Origin of the sequence: Bacillus sp. 3255, assembly GCF_031456485.1 — a bacterium.
In the GTDB taxonomy this organism is placed as follows: domain Bacteria; phylum Bacillota; class Bacilli; order Paenibacillales; family NBRC-103111; genus Paenibacillus_E.
Map to the genome: position 1 here is coordinate 433341 of NZ_JAVDUS010000002.1, position 24421 is coordinate 457761.

General features: G+C 53.8%; 25 protein-coding genes. 10 read left to right on the top strand and 15 right to left on the bottom strand.

The window, feature by feature from the left end:
• The first annotated feature begins 55 nt into the window (after nt 1-55).
• Genes J2X61_RS04555 through J2X61_RS04565 form a run of 3 tightly spaced genes read left to right on the top strand, consistent with a single transcriptional unit; the run spans nt 56 to nt 3690 of the window.
• Entirely contained in the window at nt 56-1420 is a 1365-nt protein-coding gene (locus tag J2X61_RS04555; RefSeq protein WP_274466210.1) for a YheC/YheD family endospore coat-associated protein, read from the top strand.
• Nucleotides 1420-2547, top strand: a complete 1128-nt coding sequence (locus J2X61_RS04560) for a YheC/YheD family endospore coat-associated protein (RefSeq protein ID WP_274466211.1) — start codon at nt 1420-1422, stop codon at nt 2545-2547. Before J2X61_RS04555 ends, J2X61_RS04560 begins: the two co-directional genes overlap by 1 nt.
• Nucleotides 2548-2553: 6 nt before the next feature.
• A complete protein-coding gene (locus J2X61_RS04565) occupies nt 2554-3690 on the top strand; it encodes a YheC/YheD family endospore coat-associated protein (RefSeq protein ID WP_310186191.1) in 1137 nt (378 codons plus the stop codon).
• Between the two features lie 48 nt (nt 3691-3738).
• Here the strand turns inward: J2X61_RS04565 and J2X61_RS04570 are convergent, their stop codons facing one another.
• Nucleotides 3739-4098, bottom strand: coding sequence for an ArsR/SmtB family transcription factor (locus J2X61_RS04570; protein ID WP_274466214.1), 360 nt, complete (start codon nt 4096-4098; stop codon nt 3739-3741).
• Nucleotides 4099-4120: 22 nt separating this feature from the next.
• Entirely contained in the window at nt 4121-4969 is an 849-nt protein-coding gene (locus J2X61_RS04575; protein ID WP_396135399.1) for a cation diffusion facilitator family transporter, read from the bottom strand.
• Nucleotides 4970-5882: 913 nt separating this feature from the next.
• Between J2X61_RS04575 and J2X61_RS04580 the strand changes: the two genes are divergently transcribed.
• Nucleotides 5883-6092, top strand: coding sequence for a hypothetical protein (locus J2X61_RS04580; protein WP_310186194.1), 210 nt, complete (start codon nt 5883-5885; stop codon nt 6090-6092).
• 145 nt (nt 6093-6237) lie between these two features.
• Here J2X61_RS04580 and J2X61_RS04585 read toward each other — a convergent pair whose 3' ends face one another.
• Nucleotides 6238-6462: a spore germination protein gene (locus tag J2X61_RS04585; protein ID WP_274466216.1), complete on the bottom strand. Its 225-nt coding sequence runs from the start codon at nt 6460-6462 to the stop codon at nt 6238-6240.
• An 84-nt stretch (nt 6463-6546) separates the two neighbouring features.
• Entirely contained in the window at nt 6547-7215 is a 669-nt protein-coding gene (locus J2X61_RS04590) for an HAD family hydrolase (RefSeq protein ID WP_274466217.1), read from the bottom strand.
• A 243-nt stretch (nt 7216-7458) separates the two neighbouring features.
• On the opposite strand from J2X61_RS04590, the gene nagB reads away from it, so the two are divergent.
• From nagB to J2X61_RS04605, 3 genes are all read left to right on the top strand, one after another.
• Nucleotides 7459-8187, top strand: a complete 729-nt coding sequence (gene nagB / locus J2X61_RS04595; protein ID WP_274466219.1) for a glucosamine-6-phosphate deaminase — start codon at nt 7459-7461, stop codon at nt 8185-8187.
• Nucleotides 8184-9356, top strand: a complete 1173-nt coding sequence (gene nagA, locus J2X61_RS04600; RefSeq protein WP_310186199.1) for an N-acetylglucosamine-6-phosphate deacetylase — start codon at nt 8184-8186, stop codon at nt 9354-9356. Before nagB ends, nagA begins: the two co-directional genes overlap by 4 nt.
• Nucleotides 9357-9503: 147 nt before the next feature.
• Nucleotides 9504-10259: a YdcF family protein gene (locus J2X61_RS04605; RefSeq protein WP_274466222.1), complete on the top strand. Its 756-nt coding sequence runs from the start codon at nt 9504-9506 to the stop codon at nt 10257-10259.
• A gap of 13 nt (nt 10260-10272) precedes the next feature.
• Here the strand turns inward: J2X61_RS04605 and J2X61_RS04610 are convergent, their stop codons facing one another.
• The 3 genes from J2X61_RS04610 to J2X61_RS04620 are packed head-to-tail and all read right to left on the bottom strand — an operon-like array spanning nt 10273 to nt 11348.
• Nucleotides 10273-10842, bottom strand: a complete 570-nt coding sequence (locus tag J2X61_RS04610) for a manganese catalase family protein (protein WP_310186203.1) — start codon at nt 10840-10842, stop codon at nt 10273-10275.
• A gap of 15 nt (nt 10843-10857) precedes the next feature.
• Complete coding sequence (locus J2X61_RS04615; protein WP_274466225.1) at nt 10858-11124, bottom strand: spore coat protein CotJB; 267 nt, start codon at nt 11122-11124, stop codon at nt 10858-10860.
• Nucleotides 11121-11348, bottom strand: coding sequence for a spore coat associated protein CotJA (locus J2X61_RS04620; protein ID WP_310186206.1), 228 nt, complete (start codon nt 11346-11348; stop codon nt 11121-11123). Before J2X61_RS04620 ends, J2X61_RS04615 begins: the two co-directional genes overlap by 4 nt.
• Before the next feature lie 215 nt (nt 11349-11563).
• On the opposite strand from J2X61_RS04620, the gene J2X61_RS04625 reads away from it, so the two are divergent.
• Nucleotides 11564-12244, top strand: coding sequence for a C40 family peptidase (locus J2X61_RS04625; protein ID WP_310186210.1), 681 nt, complete (start codon nt 11564-11566; stop codon nt 12242-12244).
• A 79-nt stretch (nt 12245-12323) separates the two neighbouring features.
• On the opposite strand, the gene ytvI is transcribed toward J2X61_RS04625, so the two are convergent.
• From ytvI to J2X61_RS04665, 8 genes are all read right to left on the bottom strand, one after another.
• Nucleotides 12324-13370, bottom strand: a complete 1047-nt coding sequence (gene ytvI, locus J2X61_RS04630; RefSeq protein WP_274466228.1) for a sporulation integral membrane protein YtvI — start codon at nt 13368-13370, stop codon at nt 12324-12326.
• Nucleotides 13371-13384: 14 nt separating this feature from the next.
• Nucleotides 13385-14722: a hemolysin family protein gene (locus J2X61_RS04635; RefSeq protein ID WP_274466229.1), complete on the bottom strand. Its 1338-nt coding sequence runs from the start codon at nt 14720-14722 to the stop codon at nt 13385-13387.
• Nucleotides 14723-14752: 30 nt separating this feature from the next.
• On the bottom strand, nt 14753-15880 hold the full coding sequence (yfkAB, locus tag J2X61_RS04640) for a radical SAM/CxCxxxxC motif protein YfkAB (protein ID WP_310186213.1): 1128 nt from the start codon (nt 15878-15880) through the stop codon (nt 14753-14755).
• A gap of 118 nt (nt 15881-15998) precedes the next feature.
• Nucleotides 15999-18224 (bottom strand): MMPL family transporter, encoded by a 2226-nt coding sequence (locus tag J2X61_RS04645; RefSeq protein WP_310186216.1) that lies wholly within the window; start codon nt 18222-18224, stop codon nt 15999-16001.
• A 72-nt stretch (nt 18225-18296) separates the two neighbouring features.
• Nucleotides 18297-19433, bottom strand: a complete 1137-nt coding sequence (locus J2X61_RS04650) for an HD-GYP domain-containing protein (RefSeq protein ID WP_310186219.1) — start codon at nt 19431-19433, stop codon at nt 18297-18299.
• Nucleotides 19434-19550: 117 nt separating this feature from the next.
• Nucleotides 19551-20363, bottom strand: a complete 813-nt coding sequence (locus tag J2X61_RS04655; protein WP_274466234.1) for an undecaprenyl-diphosphate phosphatase — start codon at nt 20361-20363, stop codon at nt 19551-19553.
• Nucleotides 20364-20469: 106 nt separating this feature from the next.
• Complete coding sequence (locus tag J2X61_RS04660; protein WP_310186223.1) at nt 20470-21918, bottom strand: bifunctional metallophosphatase/5'-nucleotidase; 1449 nt, start codon at nt 21916-21918, stop codon at nt 20470-20472.
• Nucleotides 21919-21997: 79 nt separating this feature from the next.
• Nucleotides 21998-22444 (bottom strand): hypothetical protein, encoded by a 447-nt coding sequence (locus J2X61_RS04665; protein ID WP_310186225.1) that lies wholly within the window; start codon nt 22442-22444, stop codon nt 21998-22000.
• Between the two features lie 155 nt (nt 22445-22599).
• Here J2X61_RS04665 and J2X61_RS04670 point away from each other — a divergent pair, with 155 nt between their 5' ends.
• On the top strand, nt 22600-23301 hold the full coding sequence (locus J2X61_RS04670) for a molybdenum cofactor biosynthesis protein (RefSeq protein ID WP_274466238.1): 702 nt from the start codon (nt 22600-22602) through the stop codon (nt 23299-23301).
• 67 nt (nt 23302-23368) lie between these two features.
• Nucleotides 23369-24397: a ThiF family adenylyltransferase gene (locus J2X61_RS04675; RefSeq protein WP_274467440.1), complete on the top strand. Its 1029-nt coding sequence runs from the start codon at nt 23369-23371 to the stop codon at nt 24395-24397.
• The last annotated feature ends 24 nt before the right edge of the window (nt 24398-24421 follow it).

Below are 24421 nucleotides of genomic sequence, written 5' to 3' on the forward strand. Positions count from 1 at the left end.
TGTCTGCTTTGACACGGAAAGCCCCGTAGGGCAACAAGTTTAGGAGGGTAACCTAATGAGTTTGACAACGTGTATGCTCCACGCCGTACAACGAACAGATAGATCGGTCTACTTAACAAGTGAACTCGTCAAAGCTTTACGGTTAACCGGGAACAAAACGATTACTGTAAAGGTCGGCAGCAAAAGCGCCACCCTACCGGTCCGCCTGATCAAAAAAAGTGGCCAGCATATGTACATTCCGCTTTCCCTGATGGCTTCCTTACGCATCCCTCGGTCGGGTAGCGTCTTGGCGGCCAGCAATAGCAATAAAGAATTGCGCATCGGGCCCGTCATCGGCGTAATGACGAATATCGTCGGCGGCTCGTCGCCTTTCGGTACCAAGACCGGTTTCATTCGCCAAGTACTGAATACAGGTTCGAACAGATCGTTTCTATTCGCTTTCAGTCCTCGCAGCATCAACTGGGTTCAGGAAACCGTGACAGGCGTTATTCCCAAAGAAGGCGGCGGCTGGACCCGCAAAACGTTCCCGCTGCCCGATGTGGTATACAACCGGCTATCCAGCCGTAAAGCCGAGAAGACAGCCGGCATGGAGAGCTTTAAGGAACGGTTCGTTCGCCGGGGTATCCCGCTGTTTAACTGGAGCTTCTTCGACAAATGGGATGTCTATAAAATGCTGGACGGTGACGAAGCTTTCAAATACGTCCCCGAATCCCGAATCAACCCATCCGCCGAGCAAATCAAAGAAATGCTCGACAAGCATAAATTCATTTATTTGAAACCGACTGCCGGCAGTCTCGGTATCGGTATTTTCCGGGTGACGTTTAACCCCAAACGGGGCTATTTCGTCCGCTACCGCAAAGGCGGCAAAAATGTGCTCATCCGTTACGGCAAATTCGAAGGACTGATGCAGATGCTCGGAACCGGACGCGGCCGCCTGACGAACTACGTCGCACAGCAGGGCATCCGTCTCATCGAAATCGACAATTGTCCGATCGACTTCCGCTTCCACATGACGAAGAACGGCAGCAACAACTGGGTCGTAGGCGCCATCGGCGCCAAGAAATCCGGCAAGGGCAGCGTCACCACCCATATCCGCAACGGCGGTCAGCTCATGACGCCGGAGCAGGTGCTTCGCCAAATTTATGGCAGCCGGGCGGAGCAAGTGCTCACCAATGCCAAAGAAACGGCGATCAAGCTCGCGGAAGGCATCGAAAACAATTACAATCATTTGCTCGGCGAGCTGGGCTTCGATATCGGAATTGACCAAAACGAGAAAATCTGGATGTTCGAAGCGAACGCCAAGCCGGGAAGATCTATTTTCAAACATCCGTCCTTGAAGGAAGGCGATCTTGCCACATTGCAAAATATTTACGAGCACTGCCTCTACTTGAGTCGATTCCGCGCTAGGAGGGAGAACTAATGGGTTTCTTCCTGCACAATCGAGGTTCAAACCCGACGATGGCGATCTTGACCGTCAAAGACAGCAATCGGGTGTTTCGTGGAAATTTGCACAATTTCCTGGATTTAATCGAGACGGGGGAGCGGCTCGGGGTGGACGTCTACGTCCTGACGACGAAAGATTTTAACTTATCGGCAAGCGAGCTTTACGGTTACCGGTATAACGCGGCTAAGAAGAAATGGAGCAGGGAACTCGTTCCCTCTCCTCAAGTCGTCTACAACCGGATCCCTTATCGCAAAATGGAGATGAAGTCCGAGGTTCAGCAAACGATTCAGGCGTGCAACCGCAGCTCCAGCGTCCATCTGTTCAACCCTTCGTTTTTCAACAAATGGACGTTGTACAGCTGGTTAAACAGCTCTAAGGAAAGCAAGCCCTACATCCCCGACACCAAGCAGCTCAGCTCGGCCGAAGATCTCAGCTCCTTGCTGCGCAAGCATGCCGTTCTTTATTTGAAGCCGGTGAAGGGCAAAGCAGGCAAAGGAATTATGCGCATCGACCGGCTGACGGCGAAGGGCAGCGGTACGCAATACCGTTTAAGCCGCCAAGTCGATAAACAAATGCTGTACACGGTTCATAACTCTCCTTCGGAAGTCTGGAACGAATGGAATAAGCACCGCGGCTCCCACGAGTACATCGTCCAGCAGGGGATCGCGCTGACCCGGTATAAACAGCGGGCGTACGATTTACGAGCACTTATCCAGAAGACGGGCAAAGGGGAATGGAGCGTATCCGGCATCGGAGCAAGGGTTGCGGGGAAAGCAAGCATCACTACGCATGTGCCGCGGGGCGGCTCCATTGACGAACCGCTTAAACTGCTGACGCACGGCTTCGGGGCGAAAGAAGCGAGAAACATTTTGAAACGGGTGGAAACGGCTGCCGTCACGCTGGCGACACAAATTGAGAAATCATCGGGCAACCAACTGGGCGAAATGTCCATGGATATCGGCGTCGATGTCGGAGGCCATATATGGTTCTTCGAAGCCAACTCCAAACCGATGAAATTCGATGAACCGAAAATTCGCAAAAAATCACTAGAACGCATTATTCGCTACAGCTTGTATTTAATGAATAACGGAAAAAGAAGGTGATTATGCTTGTCTTCACAACGACTGGGCGTACTCGCTATTTATTTAAGCAAATCCCGGCTTGAAGAGCTCTCTTACTTTCAACGCCTCAGTACAGAAGGAAGAAAACTGGGTGTGCAGGTCGAGGTGTTTACGCCGAGCGACGTCGAGGGCGACAACTCCGTGCGCACCTTAACGTATGATGCGGACCTTGGCAAATGGAAACGACGCCGCACCTCCATGCCGCCGGTCATTTATGATCGCTGCCGCTACAAGGCTGCAGCCAATTATCAAATGCTCAAAGCGTTCCGGGCCCGCCATGCCAAGCTGATCTTCCTCAGCAGGCCGCTTGCCAACAAATGGTCCATGCATCAAATTCTTTCGGAGAATGAGAGCATTCGCCCCTACTTGCCCGCTACCGTGCGGTTCAGTTCCGTTCTGGAGCTGATGAAATTTTTGAAGAAGTATAGACTCGTGTATGTCAAACCGAAAAACGGTACGGGCGGAAGAGGCATACTCCGCATTGAGCAGCTCGGACCCGATCTGTATTTGCTGCAGGGGCGCAATCAACAAAGAACCATCATCGCTCCGTACCGTGCCAGTGAGAAACAGCTGCTTGTTAAGCTGCACGCCTTGAAACTGAGTCCGGACTATGTGGTTCAACAGGGGATACAGCTGACGTTAAAAGACGGACGCGTACACGATTACCGGCTGCTCATTCAGAAGAACGGCAGCGGTGAGTGGGAAGTGACCGGCTGTGCGGGAAGAATCGGTCCCCACCGCAGCATCACCTCGAACCTGCACGGAGGCGGCAGCGCGGTTTCGCAGGATAGACTATTGTCGTACCGCTTCCCTTCGGCTGAGCAAAAGGAAACGATCAAAAAGGAAATGAACAGCTTCGCTTACAAGCTGGCCGGTTATCTGGAGACGAAATTCGGCAAGCTGTGCGAGCTGGGGATGGATATAGCGGTTGATCCGCAGGGAGACGTTTGGCTTCTTGAAGTCAATCCCAAGCCCTCCCGGGAAGTGTTTCGCAAAATCGGCGAAAACGCCACGTACCGGAAGGCGGTTACAAGACCGATTGAGTATGCCGTTTGGATGCTGAAGCAAAGCAGACGGCAACCGCTGGAACCGCCGGAGGACGAGGAATCGAGCACAACGGATTAAACAGGTTTATTCGGAAGCGTCAGCGACTGACTGCAGGAAGCTTCCGAGCTACATATGGTGGAGATGCCCCATCGTTTGGACGAATATTTGTTCGATATGACTGTCGTCCAACGAATAAAACACGGTTTTGCCCTCTTTCCTCCGCTTCACAATATGCAAATCCCGCAGATAGCGCAGCTGGTGCGAAACCGCCGACTGCCCCATATCGAGAAGCGTGGACAAATCATGCACGCAAAGCTCCTTGCCCAGCAGGAAAAAAATGATTTTGACCCTTGTCGGATCACCCAGCGCTTTGAAGACCTCCGCAATACCCGCCGCCTGCTCTTCCGAAATGTGAGATGGCTCCCGGCGTGCGATCTGAGATCCTGTACAAGCTTCCTCGCATGTGTCCAGCCATACTTGATCCATTCGGCACCCCTCCTTTTGCCCGCTACACCTTCAACTCGGAATGTGAATTGGTTGAATTCTCAATCTGAATCGTCGTATGGCTGATTTGAAAACGGTCTTCGATCCGGTGAATCGCCTCTTGCAGAATCGCCTGGCCATCGCGGTCGTCCGCTATCAGCAAGTGACAGCTGAGCGCATCAAGCCCCGACGTGATCGTCCAAATGTGCAGATCGTGTACATTGATGACGCCATCGATGCCTTCCAGCGCCGTTCGGACATCGCCTAAAGAAACGGCTTCCGGCGTTCCTTCCATCAGAATGTGTACGGTGGATTTCAGCACCGCCCATGCTCCCCGCAAAATAAGCAAAGCCACGATTACGCTGATAATCGGATCCGCTGCGTACCAACCGAATAAGAGCATGACGGCACCTGCGACGATTGCGCCTACGGAGCCGAGCGCATCGCCTAGAATGTGCAGATAAGCGCTGCGCAAATTCAGATTGCCGTGCACATCCCCTTTGCGCATCAACGACCAGGCGCTGAGCAGATTGGCGAGCAGCCCGATGCAGGCAATCAGCATCATCTTACCGCTGGCTACGGCTGGCGGCTCAAGGAACCGTTCAAACGCTTCCCAAATGATGAACCCTGCAATAAGAAACAACGTGACGGCATTAAAAAGCGCCGCTAAAATTTCGATGCGGTGAAAGCCGAACGATTTGCTGGCGGAGACGGGCTTGGCTGCGAACCACAGCGCGATGAGGCTGAGCAGCAGCGAACCGGCGTCGCTAAGCATGTGGCCCGAATCCGAGAGCAGCGCCAAGCTGTTCGTCCACAGCCCGCCGATGAACTCCAGAACCATGATGCCTGTCGTTATGCCGAGGGCAATCAGCAGGCCCTGCTTGTTGCCCCCGTGGCCATGATGATGATGGCCATGATGGTGGCCATGATGCGCATGGCCGTGGTGCGCATGGCCGTGGTGCGAGTGCGCGCAGGAGCCGCCATGCGCATGGTCGTCGTGCGAGTGGGCGGCGGTGCTTCCGTGAGCGTGACCCTGGTGCGAGTGCGCAGCGGTAGGACCTTCGTGGGCGTGGTCCTGGTGCGAGTGCGTGCTGGTGCCTTCGTGCGCGTGGGCAGCGGTAGGACCTTCGTGGGCGTGATCTTGGTGCGAGTGCTCGCCGGTGCCTTCGTGCGCGTGATCCTGGTGCGACTGCTCGCCGGTGCCTTCGTGGGCGTGATCCTGGTGCGAGTGCGCGCCGGTGCCTTCGTGCGAGTGGTCTTGGTGCGAGTGGTCCTGGTGCGAGTGCTCTGGCAGCTCCTTCGCTTGACCGTTTGGCTTCTCGCCTCCGTCTCCGCCTGACGCGCGTTTTTTATGAGAATGTGTGTCCTTTGGTGATGAGTGTAGATGCATAGCGTTCCCTCCCTGTTGCTCTGCCACTAGAATGGCGTGCCGCTCTTTTCTTTATACATGATGCAATAACATATGAGTACTTATTCATATATTAATGACTCGGACGTCCCTCTGTCAATAACGTTTTGCCTAAAATGAGAATATATGGGCGTGCTCACGGGCATTTCCTGAGTCAAGGGGAGAGTGACGGTAGACATAGCACGAAGGAGTATGGGGAGAGTGAGGAGAAAATGCACGAAGGAATCATTGGAAAAGTGACGAGAGAAAGCGCGAAGGAGTCTGGCGGGTTAGCGCTTTTCTCCCCGGAGAATTGCAGTGACTCATAAGGTGGTCGCAGCGGCTAGGCGGCACGAGGGGCAAGGGGGCGGTTGGTGGTGCGCGGTGTGCGAGTTGCGGTGTGCGAGTTGCGGTGTGCGGTGTGCGGTGTGCGGTGTGCGGTGTGCGGTGTGCGGCGTGCGGCGTGCGGCGTGCGGCGTGCGGTGTGCGGCGTGCGGTGTTCCGCAGCCCCCGCCGCGCTAACGGACTGAGCAGCCCTTATTTCGGCAGATTGGGCTGCTCCAAAAATGTAACGGACACCAGCGCCGTTATTTGCTCATTTCGGGGGTGAATTCACCCCAAAATAGGCAAATAAGGTACCTGGTGTCCGTTACATTGAAAAAACGACGAATCTCACAACAATAGCGGCCGTGGTGTCCGTTAGACGGCTGGACCACCGGCTCCATCAGCTTCATCGGCGTTATCGTGCGAAGCCGCTACGTGCCTGTAGCTACCTTATTCGCACCTGCCTCGACAGCGTCTGGATCAAAAGTAATCGTAGCGCTGAATAATGACGTAGACAACGTGAAATCCCCCGTAATGCCGCCGCCGCTGCCGGAGTACGATTTGGCTGCACTGGTCGGGGCGATGACGAACGTGTCTCCGTTCACCAGGCTTCCCTCATTTCTGACAATGTTGAATATTCCTACAAAAGAAGGCATTCTGATCAGCACCCTTACTGTCATTTGTGCTACAGTGTATGCCCATTAAGCACAGTTTGCGACTACTGCCGGCACAAACAACGGCTAAACATGTTGCAGCAGCTCCGCAAAGCTGCGAATCCGAATGTGCGCGCCCTCCAGTTCACCGGCTTCGCGGAAGCCGGCATAGTCGCAAGCGGCAACCGTCAAGTTATTTTTCAATCCGGCCTCCACGTCGGAGGAACGGTCGCCTACCATCCAAGCGGAACGGATGCCGTGCGTATCCAGAGCGATTTTGACCAAATCGACTTTGGATCTCGTCCGGTATTTCCCCGCGCTGTACAAATCTTCAAATAGATGGCCGATTCCTTGAGCCTCTACGACGTGCTTCACATAATCCTCCAAGCCATTGCTCGCGACAAAAAGTCGAATCCCCTTATCATGCAGCGCTTGCAAAGTTTCGGCGACCCCTTCATAGAGAACCCCTTGACCTTGCTGGAGTCCCTCCATTTGAAACTTCAGCAGAAGCTCATCCGCCGCCCTGCGAGCCTCTAACGAGGCTTCCGGCATCACACGCTCCCAGATATGCTCCAGCAGCATGCCCAAAGCTCCCAGGATCCGCTCTTCCGGAGGTGTCTCCCCTTCGTAAAGCCCTTTCTCCCGGAGCACATCGAAGGTTGCATAATAAGCAGGCAGCAGCAGCGTCTCCGTTTGAAATAACGTCCCATCCAAGTCAAAAAACATCGCATCAGGCCGGTTTCTTAAAGTACTCATCCTCTAGCTCCCTCTCCGTCAAAAAAAATGTCTACTTCTAGTCATGATCTTCATTAAGAATGGCAAACATACCCATGTAAGTCAATGTCCATATTTGGGAAAATGCCTGTTGCCGTAAGGATAAAATTCAGTTATGATTGAAATGAGTATAATTCAGTTAAAAAACGACTATTTTATGCAAAATTATTTCATAATTCTTGATTATTATTTCTTTTTATCATCTCGAGAGTGAGGAGCACACATATGAATCTTCATATTTTTCAAAATCAACAAGAGCTGAATGAGGCCGGAGCCGGGATTATTACCTCGCTTGTCCAAATGCAGCCAAAAGCCGTTCTCGGCTTAGCCACGGGGGGCACTCCTGTCGGTATATATGAAGAACTGGTCAAAGCCTACAAGAAAGGCCGGGTCAGCTTCAAGCAAGTGACGACGTTCAATCTGGACGAATACGTTGGTCTGCCGACCGACCATCCGGAGAGCTATCACGCTTACATGCAGCAGCATCTGTTCTCCCATATCGATCTGCCGGCGGCTTCCGCCCATATCCCGAACGGCAATGCGCCGGATTTGGAAGCGGAGTGCGCAAGATTCAATGCGCTTCTGGATGACGCGAAGCAGATCGATTTGCAAATCCTCGGCCTCGGCCACAACGGGCATATCGGCTTCAACGAGCCTGACGATTCGCTCGTCAGCGGCACCCATCCGGTTGAGCTGAAGCACGAAACCCGCGAAGCGAATGCCCGTTTCTTCAACTCCATCGATGAAGTGCCGACACATGCCCTGACGATGGGCGTAGGCACGATTCTCAAAGCCAAGACGATTCTGCTGGTCGTTCGCGGAGCTGACAAAGCCGAAATCGTGCATCGCGCGCTCACCGGTCCGATTACAACCGAAGTGCCGGCTACACTGCTGCAAACTCACCCTCACCTAGTCGTACTGCTGGACGCTGACGCCGGGAGGTTGTTCGAATGAGCGAAACGATCATTACCGGTGCCAAAATCGTAACGGAGCAAGGGATCATTGAACAAGGCGTCGTTCATATCAAAGACGGCGTCATCGCATCCGTCCAAGACAGCGCCGACTGGAACGCCGGTGCGGCCAGCCCGGAAGCCGTCACGTTGGATGCCCGCGGCAGCTGGCTTCTGCCGGGATTCATCGACGTTCATGTGCATGGCGGATACGGCGCGGATTTCATGGATGCGAGTTCCGAAGCGCTCGATACCATTACGCGTTTCCACGCGCAAAGCGGCACCACGGCCATGCTGGCGACGACGATGACCCAGACGCGCGAAGCGATCGATCGTGTGCTTGACGAAGTGAACGCCTACATGCGCAAGCCGATGCCCTACGCCCAGCTTCTAGGCGTACATATGGAAGGCCCCTTCATCTCGCCCAAGTGGGCAGGGGCGCAAGATCCGAACCTGATGCTGCCGCCGCAGCTATCCTGGCTGCAGAGCTGGGACGAGCGCTATCCGCAGCTCGTCAAACAGCTGACCCTCGCGCCGGAAGGCGAGGGCGCTCACGCCATGATCGCATGGCTGCGCGAGCATGGCATCGTAGCCGCATGCGGCCATACCGACGCCTCCTACGCCGACATCCAGTCGGCGGTTGACGCGGGGCTCTCGCATGCGGTGCACACCTTCAACGCGATGAAGCCGCTGCATCATCGCGAGCCGGGTACCGTCGGCGCCGTGCTCACCGACGACCGCATCAGCGGCGAGGTCATCGCCGATGGCATTCATGTGCATCCGGCAGCGATTCGCCTGCTGGTGAAGGCGAAGCAGCCGCATGGATTGCTGCTGATTACCGACGCCATGTCCGCGGCAGGACTTGGCGATGGCCAGTACGATCTCGGGGGGCAAGCCGTAACCGTTCAAGGGGGCGTTGCCCGCTTGACGGAAGGCGGCGCCCTCGCCGGCAGCACGCTGACGATGATCGAGGCGCTCCGTTATATGGTGCGCCACGTCGGGGTCAGCGTGGAAGAGGCGAGCCGGTTCGCGAGCGGCAACCCGGCGCGGCTGCTTGGACTCGAGGCGTCGCACGGCTCGATCGAGCAGGGCAAGCAGGCCGATCTGCTGTTGATCGGCCCGGAGCTGGAGCTCGAGCGCGTATGGATTCGAGGCCAAGCCCTAGGCGCATAAACATAGAGGCTGACCGCAAGCTTGAGAGCTTGCAGGTCAGCTTTTTTTGCGCATTTTTCACGGCGGTTCGGCAGGAGATCCCGCGCCTGTGTCGAAAATCCACACAAAGAATCCTATGCCTGTGGCTCAAGAAAGGGTGAAACGCCTATGCTCTATTTGATCAAAATCGCCTATACGCTGCTGCTCCCTCCCGGGATTATCATCGTACTGCTCCTCTGCACCGCCTTGTGGCTGCAGCAAAAAAAAGAGTACCTAGGCACTCTTCTCGTGGGCTTATCCGCCATTCTCTTATGCGTGTCCGCGATGCCTTATTTCGGCAATGCCTTGCTTCATTCCATCGAGCGCCGCTATGTGATGCCGGATCAAGTGTCAGGCGACGTGCTGGTTGTGCTGACAGGCGGCGCCACCTTAGGCACGCCCGATCCCTTGACCAAAGGCGCCGGCTACTTGACGGGCAATACCGCTGCGCGCGTGCTGACCGCGGCGGAGCTGCATCGCACCACGAAGCTGCCGGTTCTTTTATCGGGCGGTCAAGTGTTTCCCGACTCCGGCAATGAATCGCAAATCGCCAAACGGCATCTGCTGGCGCTAGGCGTGCCTGAATCGTCTATTGTCATGGACGATACGAGCCGCAATACCGAAGAGAACGCGCAGCATACGGCCGCCATACTCGCAGAGCGAGGGTGGAAGCGACCCGTTCTCATAACGTCCGCCTTCCACATGGCCCGCTCCGTGAAGCAATTCCAGTCTTTGAAGGTGGACGTCCTTCCATACCCGACCGATTATATGTCGGAGCCGAATCAGCTGGCGCGGACCGGCAATTTCATTCCTTCCGCCAGCGGTCTCGCCCAAACGGCGACGGCATTGAAGGAATATATGGGACTGCTAGCCGCCGGAGGCTAGCCGGTCATCCTCCTCAGAAAAATTTCTTCGTCTCCCGATCCTCCTTCAAAATTTCCACAGCCTCCCTGAACCGAAGGGAATGTATGATTTCGCGCTCGCGGAGGAACTTCAGACCATCCTGAAGATCTACATCGTCGGTCAGGTCGATCAACCACTGATAGGTGGCTCTCGCCTTCTCTTCGGCGGCAATATCCTCATAGAGATCGGCAATAGGGTCTCCCTTCGCCTGTATGTAGGCTGCCGTCCAGGGCACGCCTGAGGCGTTCTGATAGAAGAGCGCCCGATCATGCGCCGCATAATGATCATCGAGACCCGCTGCTTTCAACTGCTCAACCGTGGCATCTTTTGTAAGTTTATATACCATTGTCGCAATCATTTCCAAATGAGCAAATTCCTCTGTGCCAATATCCGTAAGAAGCCCTATCACCTTGTCGGGAATCGAATAGCGCTGGTTCAAGTAGCGCAGCGCGGCGGCAAGCTCGCCATCCGCTCCGCCGTACTGCTCCAGCAGCAGCTTCGCCATCCGCGGATCGCATTTGCTGACTCTGACGGGATATTGAAGCTTTTTCTCATAAACCCACATACGCTCCCTCCTTCCTTATACCTGCCAAGGCCACGGCGTATCGATCCATTGCCAAGGATGCTTGCTGTAAGAATGGCCGAATGGCATCAACGGTCCGAATTCAAGTTCAAACTCCTGGCTCATCATTTTTCTCTTATGTGCAAATTGATTGTACTGTTGGATGGCTGCCACATCGTCTGGATGCGTATCCAGATAGAGCGTCAATTCCACCAAAACGAAATCGACCGCTTGCAGATCGTGCAGCTGCTTGTAATAAGATTCCGGCACTTGCGGTGGATTCATGTTCTAGGGCTCCCTTCTTCAACAATTTTGGATTCATAAGGACCGAAAAGAGCAGGCCATAGCGTCCCTTTTTTCAAGGCTTCGTAAGGGCTGAACTGCGGCAAGCCGGGCGGCTGAAAATTCATATAAAGCTGCGGCGGCGTATTATACAATTTCACAAGAATCGGCGGACACGGGTCGAACGGTCCAATGTAAGGGAAATACTTTTTGAATTGTGAATGCATGCTTCTCCTCCTCCTTTTCCATGCTTCGACATCCAATTCATTAGAGGCCTATAAGCACGTATATGCGCATGAACTTGGCCAAAATCACTGATCTTCCAAGATTTCCATATGGTCATGGAAGGCTCGGAGCGTTTACAATAAGGACAAGTTCATTCATATTCATCCATGTGGTACCTAATCTTACATAATCTAACATCATCTTAGGAGGAATCACATTGATCCGATCCAAACGCTTGCTCATTGCTGCTGTCGTCATTTCTGTAACCGTTTCCACGGGTAACTTCATTCCCGCACCTGCCGTGGCAGCCGCTACCGCTTACACGACTTTAGCACAAGGAATGTCTAGCTCCACCGTTTCCAATTTGCAGCAAAACTTGAAAACACTCGGCTTTTTCACGTACCCGACCGTTACCGGTTACTTCGGCACCATCACCGCTCAAGCTGTGAAAGATTATCAGAAAGCCTACTCTCTTCCGCAAACCGGCATCGCCGACGCGGCGACGCAAACCAGCATTGAACACTCTCTGAAGAAACGCGTGCTGCTGAACGATGCCATGAACTATTTGCACGTACCTTACTTATGGGGCGGAACGACACCGCAAGGTTTCGATTGCTCCGGCTTTATCTACTTCATGTTCCAGAAACACGGAATTCCAGCCGTTCGCACAACCTCCAAAGGGCTGTACGATTCCGGTACTTCCGTAAGCCAGGCCAATTTACAGCCGGGAGATCTCGTCTTCTTCGCCATCGCGAATCCAGGTGTCGTGGACCATGTCGGTTTCTATATGGGCAATGGGCAATTCCTCTCCGCTACTCGTTCCGCAGGCATTTATCCGCAGAGCCTCACCAGCTCGTACTGGGGACCTAAGTATATAGGAGCCAAGCGCGTATATTAAAAAAAGTCCCTGCTTCATAGCCGCCTTCGGCAATGAGCAGGGACTTTTGCGGCTTTGTCGAGGCATGTGACACCGTCATTTAGTCCAAATGAATATTCAGCTTCAGCAGTCCGGCTCTGCGCATCGCCTGATAGATGATGACGACAAGCGGACCCAGGAACAACCCGGCTACGCCCAGCAGTTCGAAACCGACGTAGAGCGAGATCAAGGCGGCCAGTGAATTGATGCCTACCGCGTCGCTGAGCACCTTAGGCTCGACGATACGGCGGAAAATCGTTAAGGCGAGGAACAATACCAGCAAGCCGATCCCCATCCCCGTATGTCCCGTCAGGAACTGGTAGATGAGCCACGGAATGAAGACAAGCCCGGTGCCGATAACGGGAACGAATTCCATCACCATGACGAGCAAAGAGATCGCAAGCGGATATTCCGCTCTTAAGACGAGCAAGCCGATGAAGGTAACGAGATACGTCAAGATCGCCATGATCAATTGAGCCCGGATGAAGCCGAAGATGCCTTCCCGCAAATAGATAAGAACCGTTTCCATCTTCCTCCGGGTCTGTTCCTCGAAAATGGACAGAAACGCCAATTTGAGATTAGGCAGACTGAACATCACCAAGTATAAGGCGATCACATAGGCGATCAGAATGACGAATAAATTCGGAATTTTCCCGGCCATATTGAGGAAAAATCCGGAGATGCCGCTGAACACGTCCGTCAAAGCTCCCGTTAACGTTTCCGTGCTGCGCTCCAGCCAAGCTTGAAATTGCTCAGCCATTTCCGGCGACAAGGACTCGTAGAACACTTGGGTTTGGCTTACGGCGGAATCGACATATTTATTGACTTCGTCCATATAATTAGGCGCGTTCTTCCCTAGATCGATCACTTCGGTAACGACGTTAAACCCGATGAAATAAAACAAGGTCAACGTCAGCAGCGTAAATAGCGTAGAAACGATAGATGCGGCAATCAAACGCCTGACCCTGATCCCGCGCATGAGCAGAATAGTCAGAGGATCCAGGAATATCGCGGTCACCAAAGCGAGCAAGAAAGGTAACCCTATCGTAAACAGCCCATACAGGAGCAGCATGCCGAGCACCACTATGATTGTCGTCCTAGGCGACATAGGAATTCCTCCGCTTATTCATTTCCAGGTTGCACAGGGTTGATTTTGGTAATATGTATGCGAACGATACGCAATCGATCCACTTCGGACACTTCAAACAGATGATTGCCGAAGGTGATATTTTTTCCGTTGACAGGTGCCCCCTCCAGCTTCTTGAACAACCATCCGCCGATGGAATCCACATCCTCGTCCTCGATGTTCAAATCCAGTAAATCATTCAAATCTTCAATCAAAACACGGCCGTCCACGGACGTATATTTCTCTTTCACTTCCACGCCGGGACGTTCGTCAATATCGAACTCGTCATGCAGCTCGCCGACGATTTCCTCCATAATATCTTCTAGAGTCAGCAGCCCGGCCGTGCCTCCGTACTCATCGACCACGATGGCTAACTGGGAATGCTTCTTTTGCATAAGTTTCAGAACGCGGCTAACTTCCATCGACTCCGGCACGTTCAGAATCGGGCGGATGAAATTTTTCAGATCCTGTTCGACATCCGGGTCGGCGGTCAATAAGTCCGTAATATGGACGAAGCCGACAATTCGATCTTTATCCTCATCGGCGACCGGGTACCTCGTATGCTTGGTTTCATGCACCATGCGCAAATTCTCGATGAAGCTCAGCTCCATATACAAGCAATCCATATCGGTACGAGGCAGCATCACTTCGCGGGCAATCCGTTCCGAGAATTCAAAAATGTTATCGAACAAAACCATTTCGTCTTGGTCGATATGCCCGCTCTTGACGCTTTCATCCATCAAGATCCGGATCTCTTCCTCCGTATGGGCAGCCTCATGCTCGCTTGCCGGCTCTACGCCAATCCAGGACAGAAACTTCGTGGCTGCGCCATTCAACACCCAAATGATCGGACGGAACACCCTGTAGAAGAACAGCAGCGGTGCGGACAGCCACAATGAAGTGACTTCCGGCTTCTGAATCGCGAACGATTTGGGCGCTAGTTCCCCGAGCACGATATGCAGGAATGTAATAAAGCTGAAAGCCACAATGAAAGACGCAGCGTGCGCATACACCGAATCGCCCAAGCCCATCGCGTGGAAGAGCGGCTCCATGATCAGCTCGGAAACCGCAGGCTCCCCGACCCAGCCCAGGCCCAGAGAAGCCAGGGTGATCCCCAGCTGAGTTGCGGATAAGTACGTATCTAATTGCGACGTCACCTTGCTCGCATACTTGGCCTTGCCGCTCCCCTCGTTAACCAGCTGCTGGATACGGGAGTGCCGTACCTTCACAAGGGCGAACTCCGCGGCAACGAAGAAGCCATTCAGCATGACGAGAAGAATGACCAGTATTAGATTGAGTACGATAGGCCCGATTTCAAAGGAAGTATGTGGCAAGTGCGGATATCTCCTTCAGATTGAATGATATTAAATAATAGCTTTGCGGCTTTTGAAATCCACCGTACGGTAATACGAATCAGCGACCAATAAATTCGGTCCGCAGCAGGAAGCGGCGTTGCAGAAGCAGTTTACTTTCTGGTTAAGGGGATTGTGCTCCCATCTGGCGAATATCGTATCCAGCTTATCATCATGGATGCTGCCGAGAGGCGGCTCGTCGGCAAAGTCGGTGACGAACACTTCACCTGTGAACGTGCTGACGTTCAAGCGGTTGCGTCCGTCCGGATCGTTCCGAACCGTAACGTTCGGCTCTTCCCGCAGTCTTCGGACCAAAGCCCTGTCCTCTTCCAGCTCGTTGCAGGCAAAGAACGGCAGCGTTCCGAACAGCATCCACATCGCTTGGTTCCGGCTGTCCAGCAGCCTATGGATGCTCTGCCTTAACTCGTCCAAGGACACCATAGGCAGATGCGAGGCGAAAGAGCTGGCGTACATCGGATGCACCTCATGCCTTCTGCAGCCCATCTCGTCGATCAGCTGATGGATCTGCGGCAGCTTCTCATGCGTGCGGGTATTAATCATCGATTCCGCCGATACGTAGAGCCCGCCTTTGCTAAGCGCTATCGTATTCTCGACCATACGCTCGTACATGCGCGCCGCGGTATCCCGGCCAACCGGGTGCTGCGAATTTACGAAGCCGACCTGATGGAAATCGTCTGCATGCAAGTAATTGAACGAGATGTGCATCACGTCCAAATAAGGTGCCAGCAGCTCGTAGCGCTCCAAATCCAACGTCAGATTCGAGTTGATTTGCGTTCGGATGCCGCGTTCACGCGCATATTTGAGGATCGGCAGCATGTAGTCTTTCACGACCTTGATATGGTAGGATGGCTCTCCGCCCGTCAAGGAGATCGTTTCCAAATGTTTCACCTGATCCAATGTGTTCAAAATAACCGGCAGCGGGATGCGAGGCCCCTCCGTCATCGTCAACGAATCTCCTACCGCGCAATGCTCACAGCGCATATTGCACAGATTCGTTATGGTTAACTCTACACTTGTAAGCACATGCCTGCCGTATTTTCGATAAGACCTGATGGGGTCCCAAGGATCGTACGCGGGCGTCAGCTCCGGCATAACGGAGCGGGTTTCATTCATATTCATGCTGTTTGCACCTGACCTATCATTCCTATTCAATAACTCTTTGCTGCTATCTTGCCTATACCTATGCCCTTTATTGTAACTTATGATTCATAAAAAAGGAAACCGCCCCGCCCGCTTCCTACTCGTTATCGGCTAGAGCGGCTCGTTTGCCGCGCAGCCACTTCGGCGCCCACCAGTTCGCGTTCCCCAGCAGCTTCATCAGCGCCGGTACAAGCATAACGCGCACAATTGTCGCGTCGATCAGGACGGCAAGCCCCAGCCCAAGGCCGAGCGCCTTCATAATTTCAATGTCTGTGAAAATAAACGAACCGACGACGACCACCAGAATGAAGGCAGCGCTTGTAATCAGGGAGCCTGTTTTGGCGAGCCCTTCCGCCGTGCTTTGATCATTGTCGCCGCTGGCTTCATACTCCTCCATAATGCGGGAAATCAAGAAAACCTCATAATCCATAGAGATGCCGAAGACGACGCAGAAAATAATGACGGGCAATGTCGCGCTCACATATCCGATAGACGTAATATGAAGCAGATCCGCCATATATCCGTGCTGGAAAACCATCACCACACAGCCCAGACTGGCTCCGAGACTGAGCATATTCATCAGAACGGCCTTCAGCGGCAGCAGCACGGAGCGGAACGCAAGCAGCAGGACGATATAAGTAATGCCCATGACAAAAGAGAGCACCCACGGGATTTCATTTTGAATGCGGTCTATGATGTCGAGCCTGTAAGCCGGACCGCCTGTTACCGTGGCCTCGAGACCTCCGGGATCTAACCGGCGCAGCTCCCGCACAAGCCCGTCCGTAACCGGATCGTCGGGATCCTTCTCGGGAATAACGACCAGCAGCGCCGTATGCCCCTTGGCCAGCTTCCCGCCTTCGATCTTCTCTTTGATGCCGGGGGCCTTCAGCATAGCGGCTAGCTCAACATCCGTATGCACCCCGAATGAAGTTAGATAACTTTGAATGTCTTGCACGCCGGATACGCCCTTCACTTGCTCACCGTATGCGCGAATTTGGCGTATCGCCGCTTCCTCCCATACCTCTTCATCCGTATGAAGCACGATTTGTATGGGTCCCGTCATCCTGGGGTCATACGCCTTCTTGAGCAGATCCGAACCGTACCGCGATTCATAATGCGGAGGCAGCACCTCAGCGTTCGGCACACTCAGCTTCATTTGGCCGATAGGCAGCATCGCATAGATCAAGGCGCCGCCGACGAGGACGACAAGCACAACCGGGCGTTTCATCACCGCATAAGCGACTTTCCCCCAAAAGCGGGAATTCCCCTGCTTTCTGAAGCGTTTGGGCAGCACCTGCAGGGAGTTGATCCGCTCGCCAAGCAGCCCTAACAGCGACAGCAGCATCGTATTGGCGACAACGACCGAGATCGATACGACAATGATGCCGCCCAGACATAGCGAACGAAAGAAGGTCAGATCGACGAACAGCATGCCGAGCAGGCCGATCAACACCGCGATGCCGGAGAAGAAAATCGACTGCCCGGCGGTTTGGCACGTCATCGCCACAGCTTCGGCGACACCCGGCTGCACCTTCAGTTCTTCCCGGAAACGGCTGACGAGGAACAGCGCGTAATCGATGCCGACGGCAAGCCCGAGCATCGTAACCATATTCGGCAGAAAATTCGACAAGGACTGATGCTGTGCAATGAAATAGGTGATGCCCAAGGTCAACGTGACGCTCATCAGTCCTACGATCATCGGCAGTACCGCGGCGACCAAGGTGCCGAAGACGATAAGCAGCACGATCAGCGCAATAGGCAATCCGATCGCTTCCGATTTGGCAATGTCATGCTTGCTCGCCACCTGCATATCGTGTAAGATGGCGGGTCCCCCTGTCACATAAACCTTCATCCCCGGCGGTGCCTGCACGAGACTTTGCAGCTCCGGAAATTTCTCCAGGGCGGGGTCCGTATCCAGATCGAGCGCTATCGTAACGGCTTGCACGTTCGTCTGCCCTTCACTGCGCGGCGCAGTCATGAAATTGACGCTTGTCACATACGGAAGCTGCTTCAGTTCAGTCAAGGAGTCCATGATGGCCGACATCTGAGCCGGACCGGTCAGATCGAGACCCTCATCCCCCGTGTAGACAAGGTTCAGTGTCGTAAGCGGCACGCCGAGCTCATCCCGGAGCTGGAGCAAGCCGCGGTCGGATTCGCTGCCCTTCGGAGTGAACCCGTTATCTTTGAGGATGCCGGGCGTTTTCTGAGCAAATAGGGCAAAGCTGAGTAGCAGCAGCACGCCGATCGTCACGACAAGCCACCGGTACCTGTGCATGGCATACCCCCATCTCCAGAATTTACCTTTCACCGCTGATTCTTTCACCGAAACATCCTCCTGATCTGCAAAAAGAACCTGGGGTCCCAGGTTCTTCAAAGTTGTTATCTATATTTTATCTCAAAGTAACGTTGGCATACCCGATTCGGTATCAATCCGGTCCTCTACTTTGATTTCGCCGATTTCGGTGATGAGAACAGACAGCTTCGTGGATAAATCGATCTCGAAAGGCTCTTTCAATTCTTGACCGGACTCATCCGCCAAAATGCGCACGACGGGCCTCTGCGGAACGTTCATATTCAGCTTGGAAACGATGCCGTATTCGCCCGTATTCAATTTAACGGTAATCCCGAGCGGATAAATGGCAATTTTGTCACGGAATAAGGCGATTTGACTTTGATCGTACATCGTTCCCGAACCGGCGAACAGCTGCTCCATGGCTTCGTGCGGCAGCAATGGCCTGCGGTATACCCGCGTCGTCGTCATCGCATCGTACGAATCGACAAGTCCGATCCATCTGGCGAACTCATTGATGTCTCCGCCGGACAAGCCGCGGGGATAGCCGCTTCCGTTCATCCGTTCATGGTGCTGGAACGCACAGTGAGCGGACAGCAGCGGAATGTTCGGTTCTTCTTTCAAAATTTGGAAGCCATAGTTCGTATGGTTCTTCATCTCCGCGAATTCCTGCTGGGTCAGTTGTGACGGCTTGCGCAAAATGCCCAGCGGGATCTTCGTCTTCCCAATATCGTGCAGGAGCGCGCCAAGTCCCAATGTCTCCAGGTTTTCACGGCTGTATCCGAAGCTGATGCCCAGCATAATGGCGTAAATACTGACATTGACCGAGTGCTGGAACAAATAGTTGTCTTTGATATTCATATTATTGAGCATGACCATCGCACCTTCGTGAGCGCTCAGATCGTCAATAATCATATTCATCACATCGCGGAAGTTGCGTCCGATATCGTAGTAGCTGACGGAACCGCGCTTATTGGAATCCTCCATCACCTTCTTGAAGGTGTGCCTGATTTCGTGTACGGCCCGGCTTCGCGTTTCGTCTTGAATAATATCGACCTGAACAACGTCATCGGTCCTGGGATCGGCTATATAGATATAGTCGATGCCGTAGGAAAATAACCGATCAATGAGTCTTTGAGTCAGTTCAACGTTAACAGCTAGCAAAACCATGCCATCTTCGTTGTAAATATTCTTGGCCAGCCTCATACCAGGTTGGCACTTGTTGATCGGCATTAACAGCATGTCAGGACCCCCGTGTAGCTGAACGTTATTATCTATCTAAATGTAATAGATTTCATCTAAAAGTTCAATAAAAAAAACCGCATCATTCGACGCGGTTCGCAACATAAAATTTCATCCTTATTTGAAGAACATGTATAGAGCGAATACGATAGCTACTGCAAAACGATAGTAGGCAAAGTAAGTCAATTTCATATTTTGAACGAATTTAATGAAGGAAACGACGGCCAGCAGCGCCACGATGAACGCTACGATGAAGCCGACGGCGAAGAATGCCAGATGCTCGGAAGTAATGGCCTCATAGTTCTTCAAGAAGTAGACGGCGGAAGCCCCGATCATAATCGGAATCGCCATGATGAACGTGAAATCGGCGGAAGCGGCACGGCTGACGCCGGAGAGCATTCCCCCTGCAATCGTCGAACCGGAACGGGAGAAGCCCGGCCAGATGGACACCAGCTGCCATAACCCGATGTAGAAAGCCTGCTTGTACGTCAAATCGTCCAAAACCTCGACTTGCGGCTTCTCTTTCTTCTGCTCGGCGATGATGAGAAGAATACCGCCCAGCACGAGGCCGATCAGCACGGTAGTCGAGTTAAACAGCTTCTCATCGACAATATCGTTGAACAGCACGCCGATAATGCCGGCAGGCAGGATGCCGATCAGAATGTGAAGCAGGTTCAGTTTCTTGCCTGTACGGCTCTCACTTTGCCTCTTGGCGAGGCCGAATAACGACAAGATTCGTTTCCAATAAATAATGACGACAGCCAATATTGCGCCTAGTTGTATGACGAAATCGAACGTTTTCGTGACTTCGTCGTTCTGGGTGTTCAGCAAGCTTTGGGCCAAAATCATATGCCCGGTTGAAGATACCGGCAGAAATTCGGTCAAGCCCTCCACGATCCCAATGATGATCGCTTCAAAAATAGTATGCATGATTGCCTCCTAGTCCTAATAGTTTGTTTGTCGGACTCTACTCCAATTATTTATTCTACTTCCAAGGGGATGAATCTGACAACTTTCATTGACGAAATAGAGAGGCTTACGCCCTCGCCGCCTGCGGAGATTGATCGATGAACCTGGCGGCATGGCACTCCGCGATCGCTTCCTGATCGCGAAGCTCGCGCGCGAGCACGTCGCGAATGAACTCCGGAAGCATGTAGACGATCTCTTTCCCTTGACTCAAGGACAAGTAGCCCGATCCGAACGTAAACATATCAATCGTGCCTACGACATAGTCCCGCGCACGGTCCAGCGGTTCCCCGCCGATCTGCACGGCGACGACGCGCTCATAAGGTGCCCGGGAGCTGTCGATCTCGACGGTCATCCCGTCGACGCTCAGCACGCCCAGCACCTCACCCCGGAAGCCGAGTCCCCGGATCGGCTTCTCCATGAATTCGCGCTGCAGCGACTCTTCGAGCGCCTGCAGCAAATCGCTGCCCCTGAGCAGCAGGCGGCAGGGGTTGATCGGCCCCGGGCAGATTTCCAGCAATCTGCCGCGGGTCAGGCGGCCCTCCTTCAGTCCCTGAAGGAGCTGGCCGCTGTTGACCAGCCCGATATCGGCGCTGGTCCAGCGGCGAATCCCGGCGGCAAGCAAGTTGCCGAGCGGGGATTCGCCGTACCAGTCCAGGCGCAGCGGCTCCCGCAGCTGCGCCACTTCCTCATCCAGCGCTGCGGCGCCTGCGATGCGAAAGCGTTCCAGCAGCGCCGAGACGCTGCTGTCTTCTTCGGCGTCCTCCGTCATCGGGACGACGCGGCTCCGGAACTCGGCGATCCGGCGCTGCGCCCGGTCGTAGCCGAGTTCGATGTGGCCGGCGTATTGGCCGAACTTGCCGGCCGCCGCCAGATAGGTGCCGCCGATCAGCAGCGGCTCCTCCAGCACGTGATGCGTATGTCCGCCCAGGATGACATCGATGCCTTCGATCTCCTCCGCCAGCCGCTGGTCCATCCGCAGTCCCAGATGAGATAAGACCACGATCAGATCTGTCTGCGGCCGCAAGAGCGCTGTATGGGCGCGCACCGCCTCGATCGGATCCGTCACTTGCCAGCCCAGCAGCTCATAATAAATCGGGTAAGCCGCCGTAACGCCGATTAAGCCGATTCGTAAGCCCGATTTCTCGAGCGTCACAGAGGGTACGAGCCAGTCCGGCGTCTCCATCGTTGCCAATTCCCTAATATTGCTGCCGAGAATGGGAAACTTGGCATAGGTCTGCACGGCTTCCCGCAGTAAGTCGGGTGTGAACGTCAGTCCTTCGTTATTGCCGACGACCATCGCATCGTAGCCGGTTGCGTTCATGATCTCCAGGTTGGCAATCGCATTCGTGCCTTCCGTTTCCGGACTCATCCGGTCCATATGATCGCCGATGTCCAGCGTCAGCACTTGATCCGCCGGGTAACCGTCCCTGACACGGTTGAAATATGCGCTGATTTTGGGCATCATTTCGAAATGGCTGTGTAAATCGTTCGTATGTAATATAACAAGTCGTTGCAAGGGCTCAGACACGCCTCTCACCTCTCTTTCGCAGACAGCATGTCTAATCATTCGCCATATACGTATGTTCTTATTGCGGTTACTTCTTCATTTTCAATTCATCGAGCGTCACTTTGTTCTTAAAGCCGAAGGTCGCTTCCTCGCCTAACGCCGCATCATGCAAAAACCAGATATGTACGACACTCTTCACATTGAGGCATTCGCTGCTGCCGTCTGGAACGTAAAGGCGGATCGGATATCCCTTCTTCAGCGGTTCCCCGTCTTGGGCATACAGAAAGAACGCCGTTCCCATTTGATGCCACGGCATTAACGCTTGAAATTCATCAACCGCCTCGACTTTGACGTGCGTAGGATCGCCCTGCTCCGTCCCGCCTCTGCTGCTTCTCCAGCTCTCGTACCACGACTGTAAATCAAAGCCTTCACCCCGCACGTTCGGCACGCGGTCCTCAACGGCCAGCGTCCCGTTTGCCAGATGAACCATGTCCAATACCGTAAGCGATTCTTCTGTTATATATGGATCTGACACGTGTATGCGCAACTCTGCTCCCATCGTAACCTTTCTCCCTTCATCTCCCAAGCTCGGGCTTGCCAACGGCACAGCCCTACCCATTATACCATTTTCGCGCCAAAATATGATATGCTGTAAGGGATTCTACCATCAAAGTGTTTAGGAGCATAGCCGTGAACCTACATATCCAACTTTTCGCAGGACTCGTCGATCTGTTCGGGACTTCCGTCCTACATATATCACTGGAGCAAGAGACTGTTACGATCGAACAGCTCAAACAACGGATTGCGGACGACTATCCGCATGCAGCGCAGCAGCTCGTCTCCTGCTTCTTCGCCAAGAATCAGGCCTATGCCGGCGATGCCGATGCCGTAACCGAGCAGGACGAGCTGGCGCTCATCCCGCCTGTGTCGGGCGGACAGCCTGAGCTGTACGAGATTACACATGAAGAAATCGATGCCGGGCAAGTCGCCAAGAAAGTCAATCACCCGAATCATGGCGCCTCGCTGCTCTTCATTGGGACAACGAGAGAGATGACTCATGGACAGCGCACCGTCCTCCTGGAATATGAAGCCTACATACCAATGGCGGTCAAAACGATGGCGGCGATCGGTCAGGAAATCGGCGAACGATGGCCTGGCACGCTTTGCGCGATTACTCATCGTCTAGGTAAGGTCGCTATCGCCGAGGCCAGCGTCGTGATCGCCGTTTCGTCCCCTCACCGGCCCGATTGCTACGAGGCCAGCCGGTATGCGATCGAAAGATTGAAACAAATTGTGCCTATTTGGAAGAAAGAAATTTGGGAAGACGGCTCAGAGTGGAAGGGCAGCCAGACCGGCCCTTGGAACCCGCTCCTTACACCGCAATCGGATTAAAATCGGATCGGAGATGATGTTCGTGGATACACCTTTACATACAGGAACCGTTCAAGAAGTAGCGGAGGTGGACGCCCGTTATTCCAGACAAGTGCTCTTTTCCCCTATCGGGCTGGATGGCCAGCGCAAATTAAATGCCAGCCGTGTCGCCATCGTCGGCATGGGCGCGCTCGGTACCGTTCTCGCCAACCATATGGTTCGCGCCGGTGTCGGCTATGTGCGTTTGATCGACCGCGACTTCGTGGATGCCAGCAACTTGCAGCGGCAAATGCTGTACGACGAAGAAGATGCGGCGACGACGACGCCCAAAGCAATTGCTGCGGCCAGAAGACTGCAGCTTATCAATTCGCAGATCACCATCGAGCCGCACGTCACGGATTTGAATCCGACGAATGCCGAGGAGCTGCTGCGTAATGTAGATCTGATCCTGGACGGCACGGATAACTTCTCGGTCCGCTTCCTCGTTAACGATGTCAGCATCAAGTCGGGCATTCCGTGGATTTACGGCGGTGCCGTCGCTTCCAGAGGCGTGTCGCTGACGATCCTGCCGGGACAGACGCCTTGTCTGCGCTGCCTGTTCACCCAAGCTCCCGCTGCGGGAACAACGGAAACGTGCGATACCGCCGGCGTAATTGGCGGCATTATTCACGTTGTCGCTTCGTTCCAAGCGACCGAAGCTTTGAAGCTGCTCGTAGGCGCTAACGAGCATTTGAATCTCCGCATGCAGCAATGGGACTTATGGTTCAACCAACAGTCCTCCATTAGCGTTGCCGGCGCTCGCAAGCCCGATTGTCCCGCCTGTGCGATGCAGCGGTATGAGTATTTGGACGCAGACGTGGATAGCGACACGATCCAGTCGTTATGCGGCCGTAACTCCGTGCAAATTCACCCGGTCGTACCAATGGCGAAGCCTCTTGAATACTGGGAAGAGCGCTTGAAGCCGCTAGGGCCCGTCGAACGTAACCGGTTCCTCTTGAAATTCCAGGCTAATCCTGAATTGCAAATGATTATCTTCCCTGACGGGCGTGTGCTGATCCAAGGGACCGACGATTTAATTCAGGCCAAAAGTCTTTACAGCCGCTATATCGGGATGTAATATTATTACAATATACCTACACGA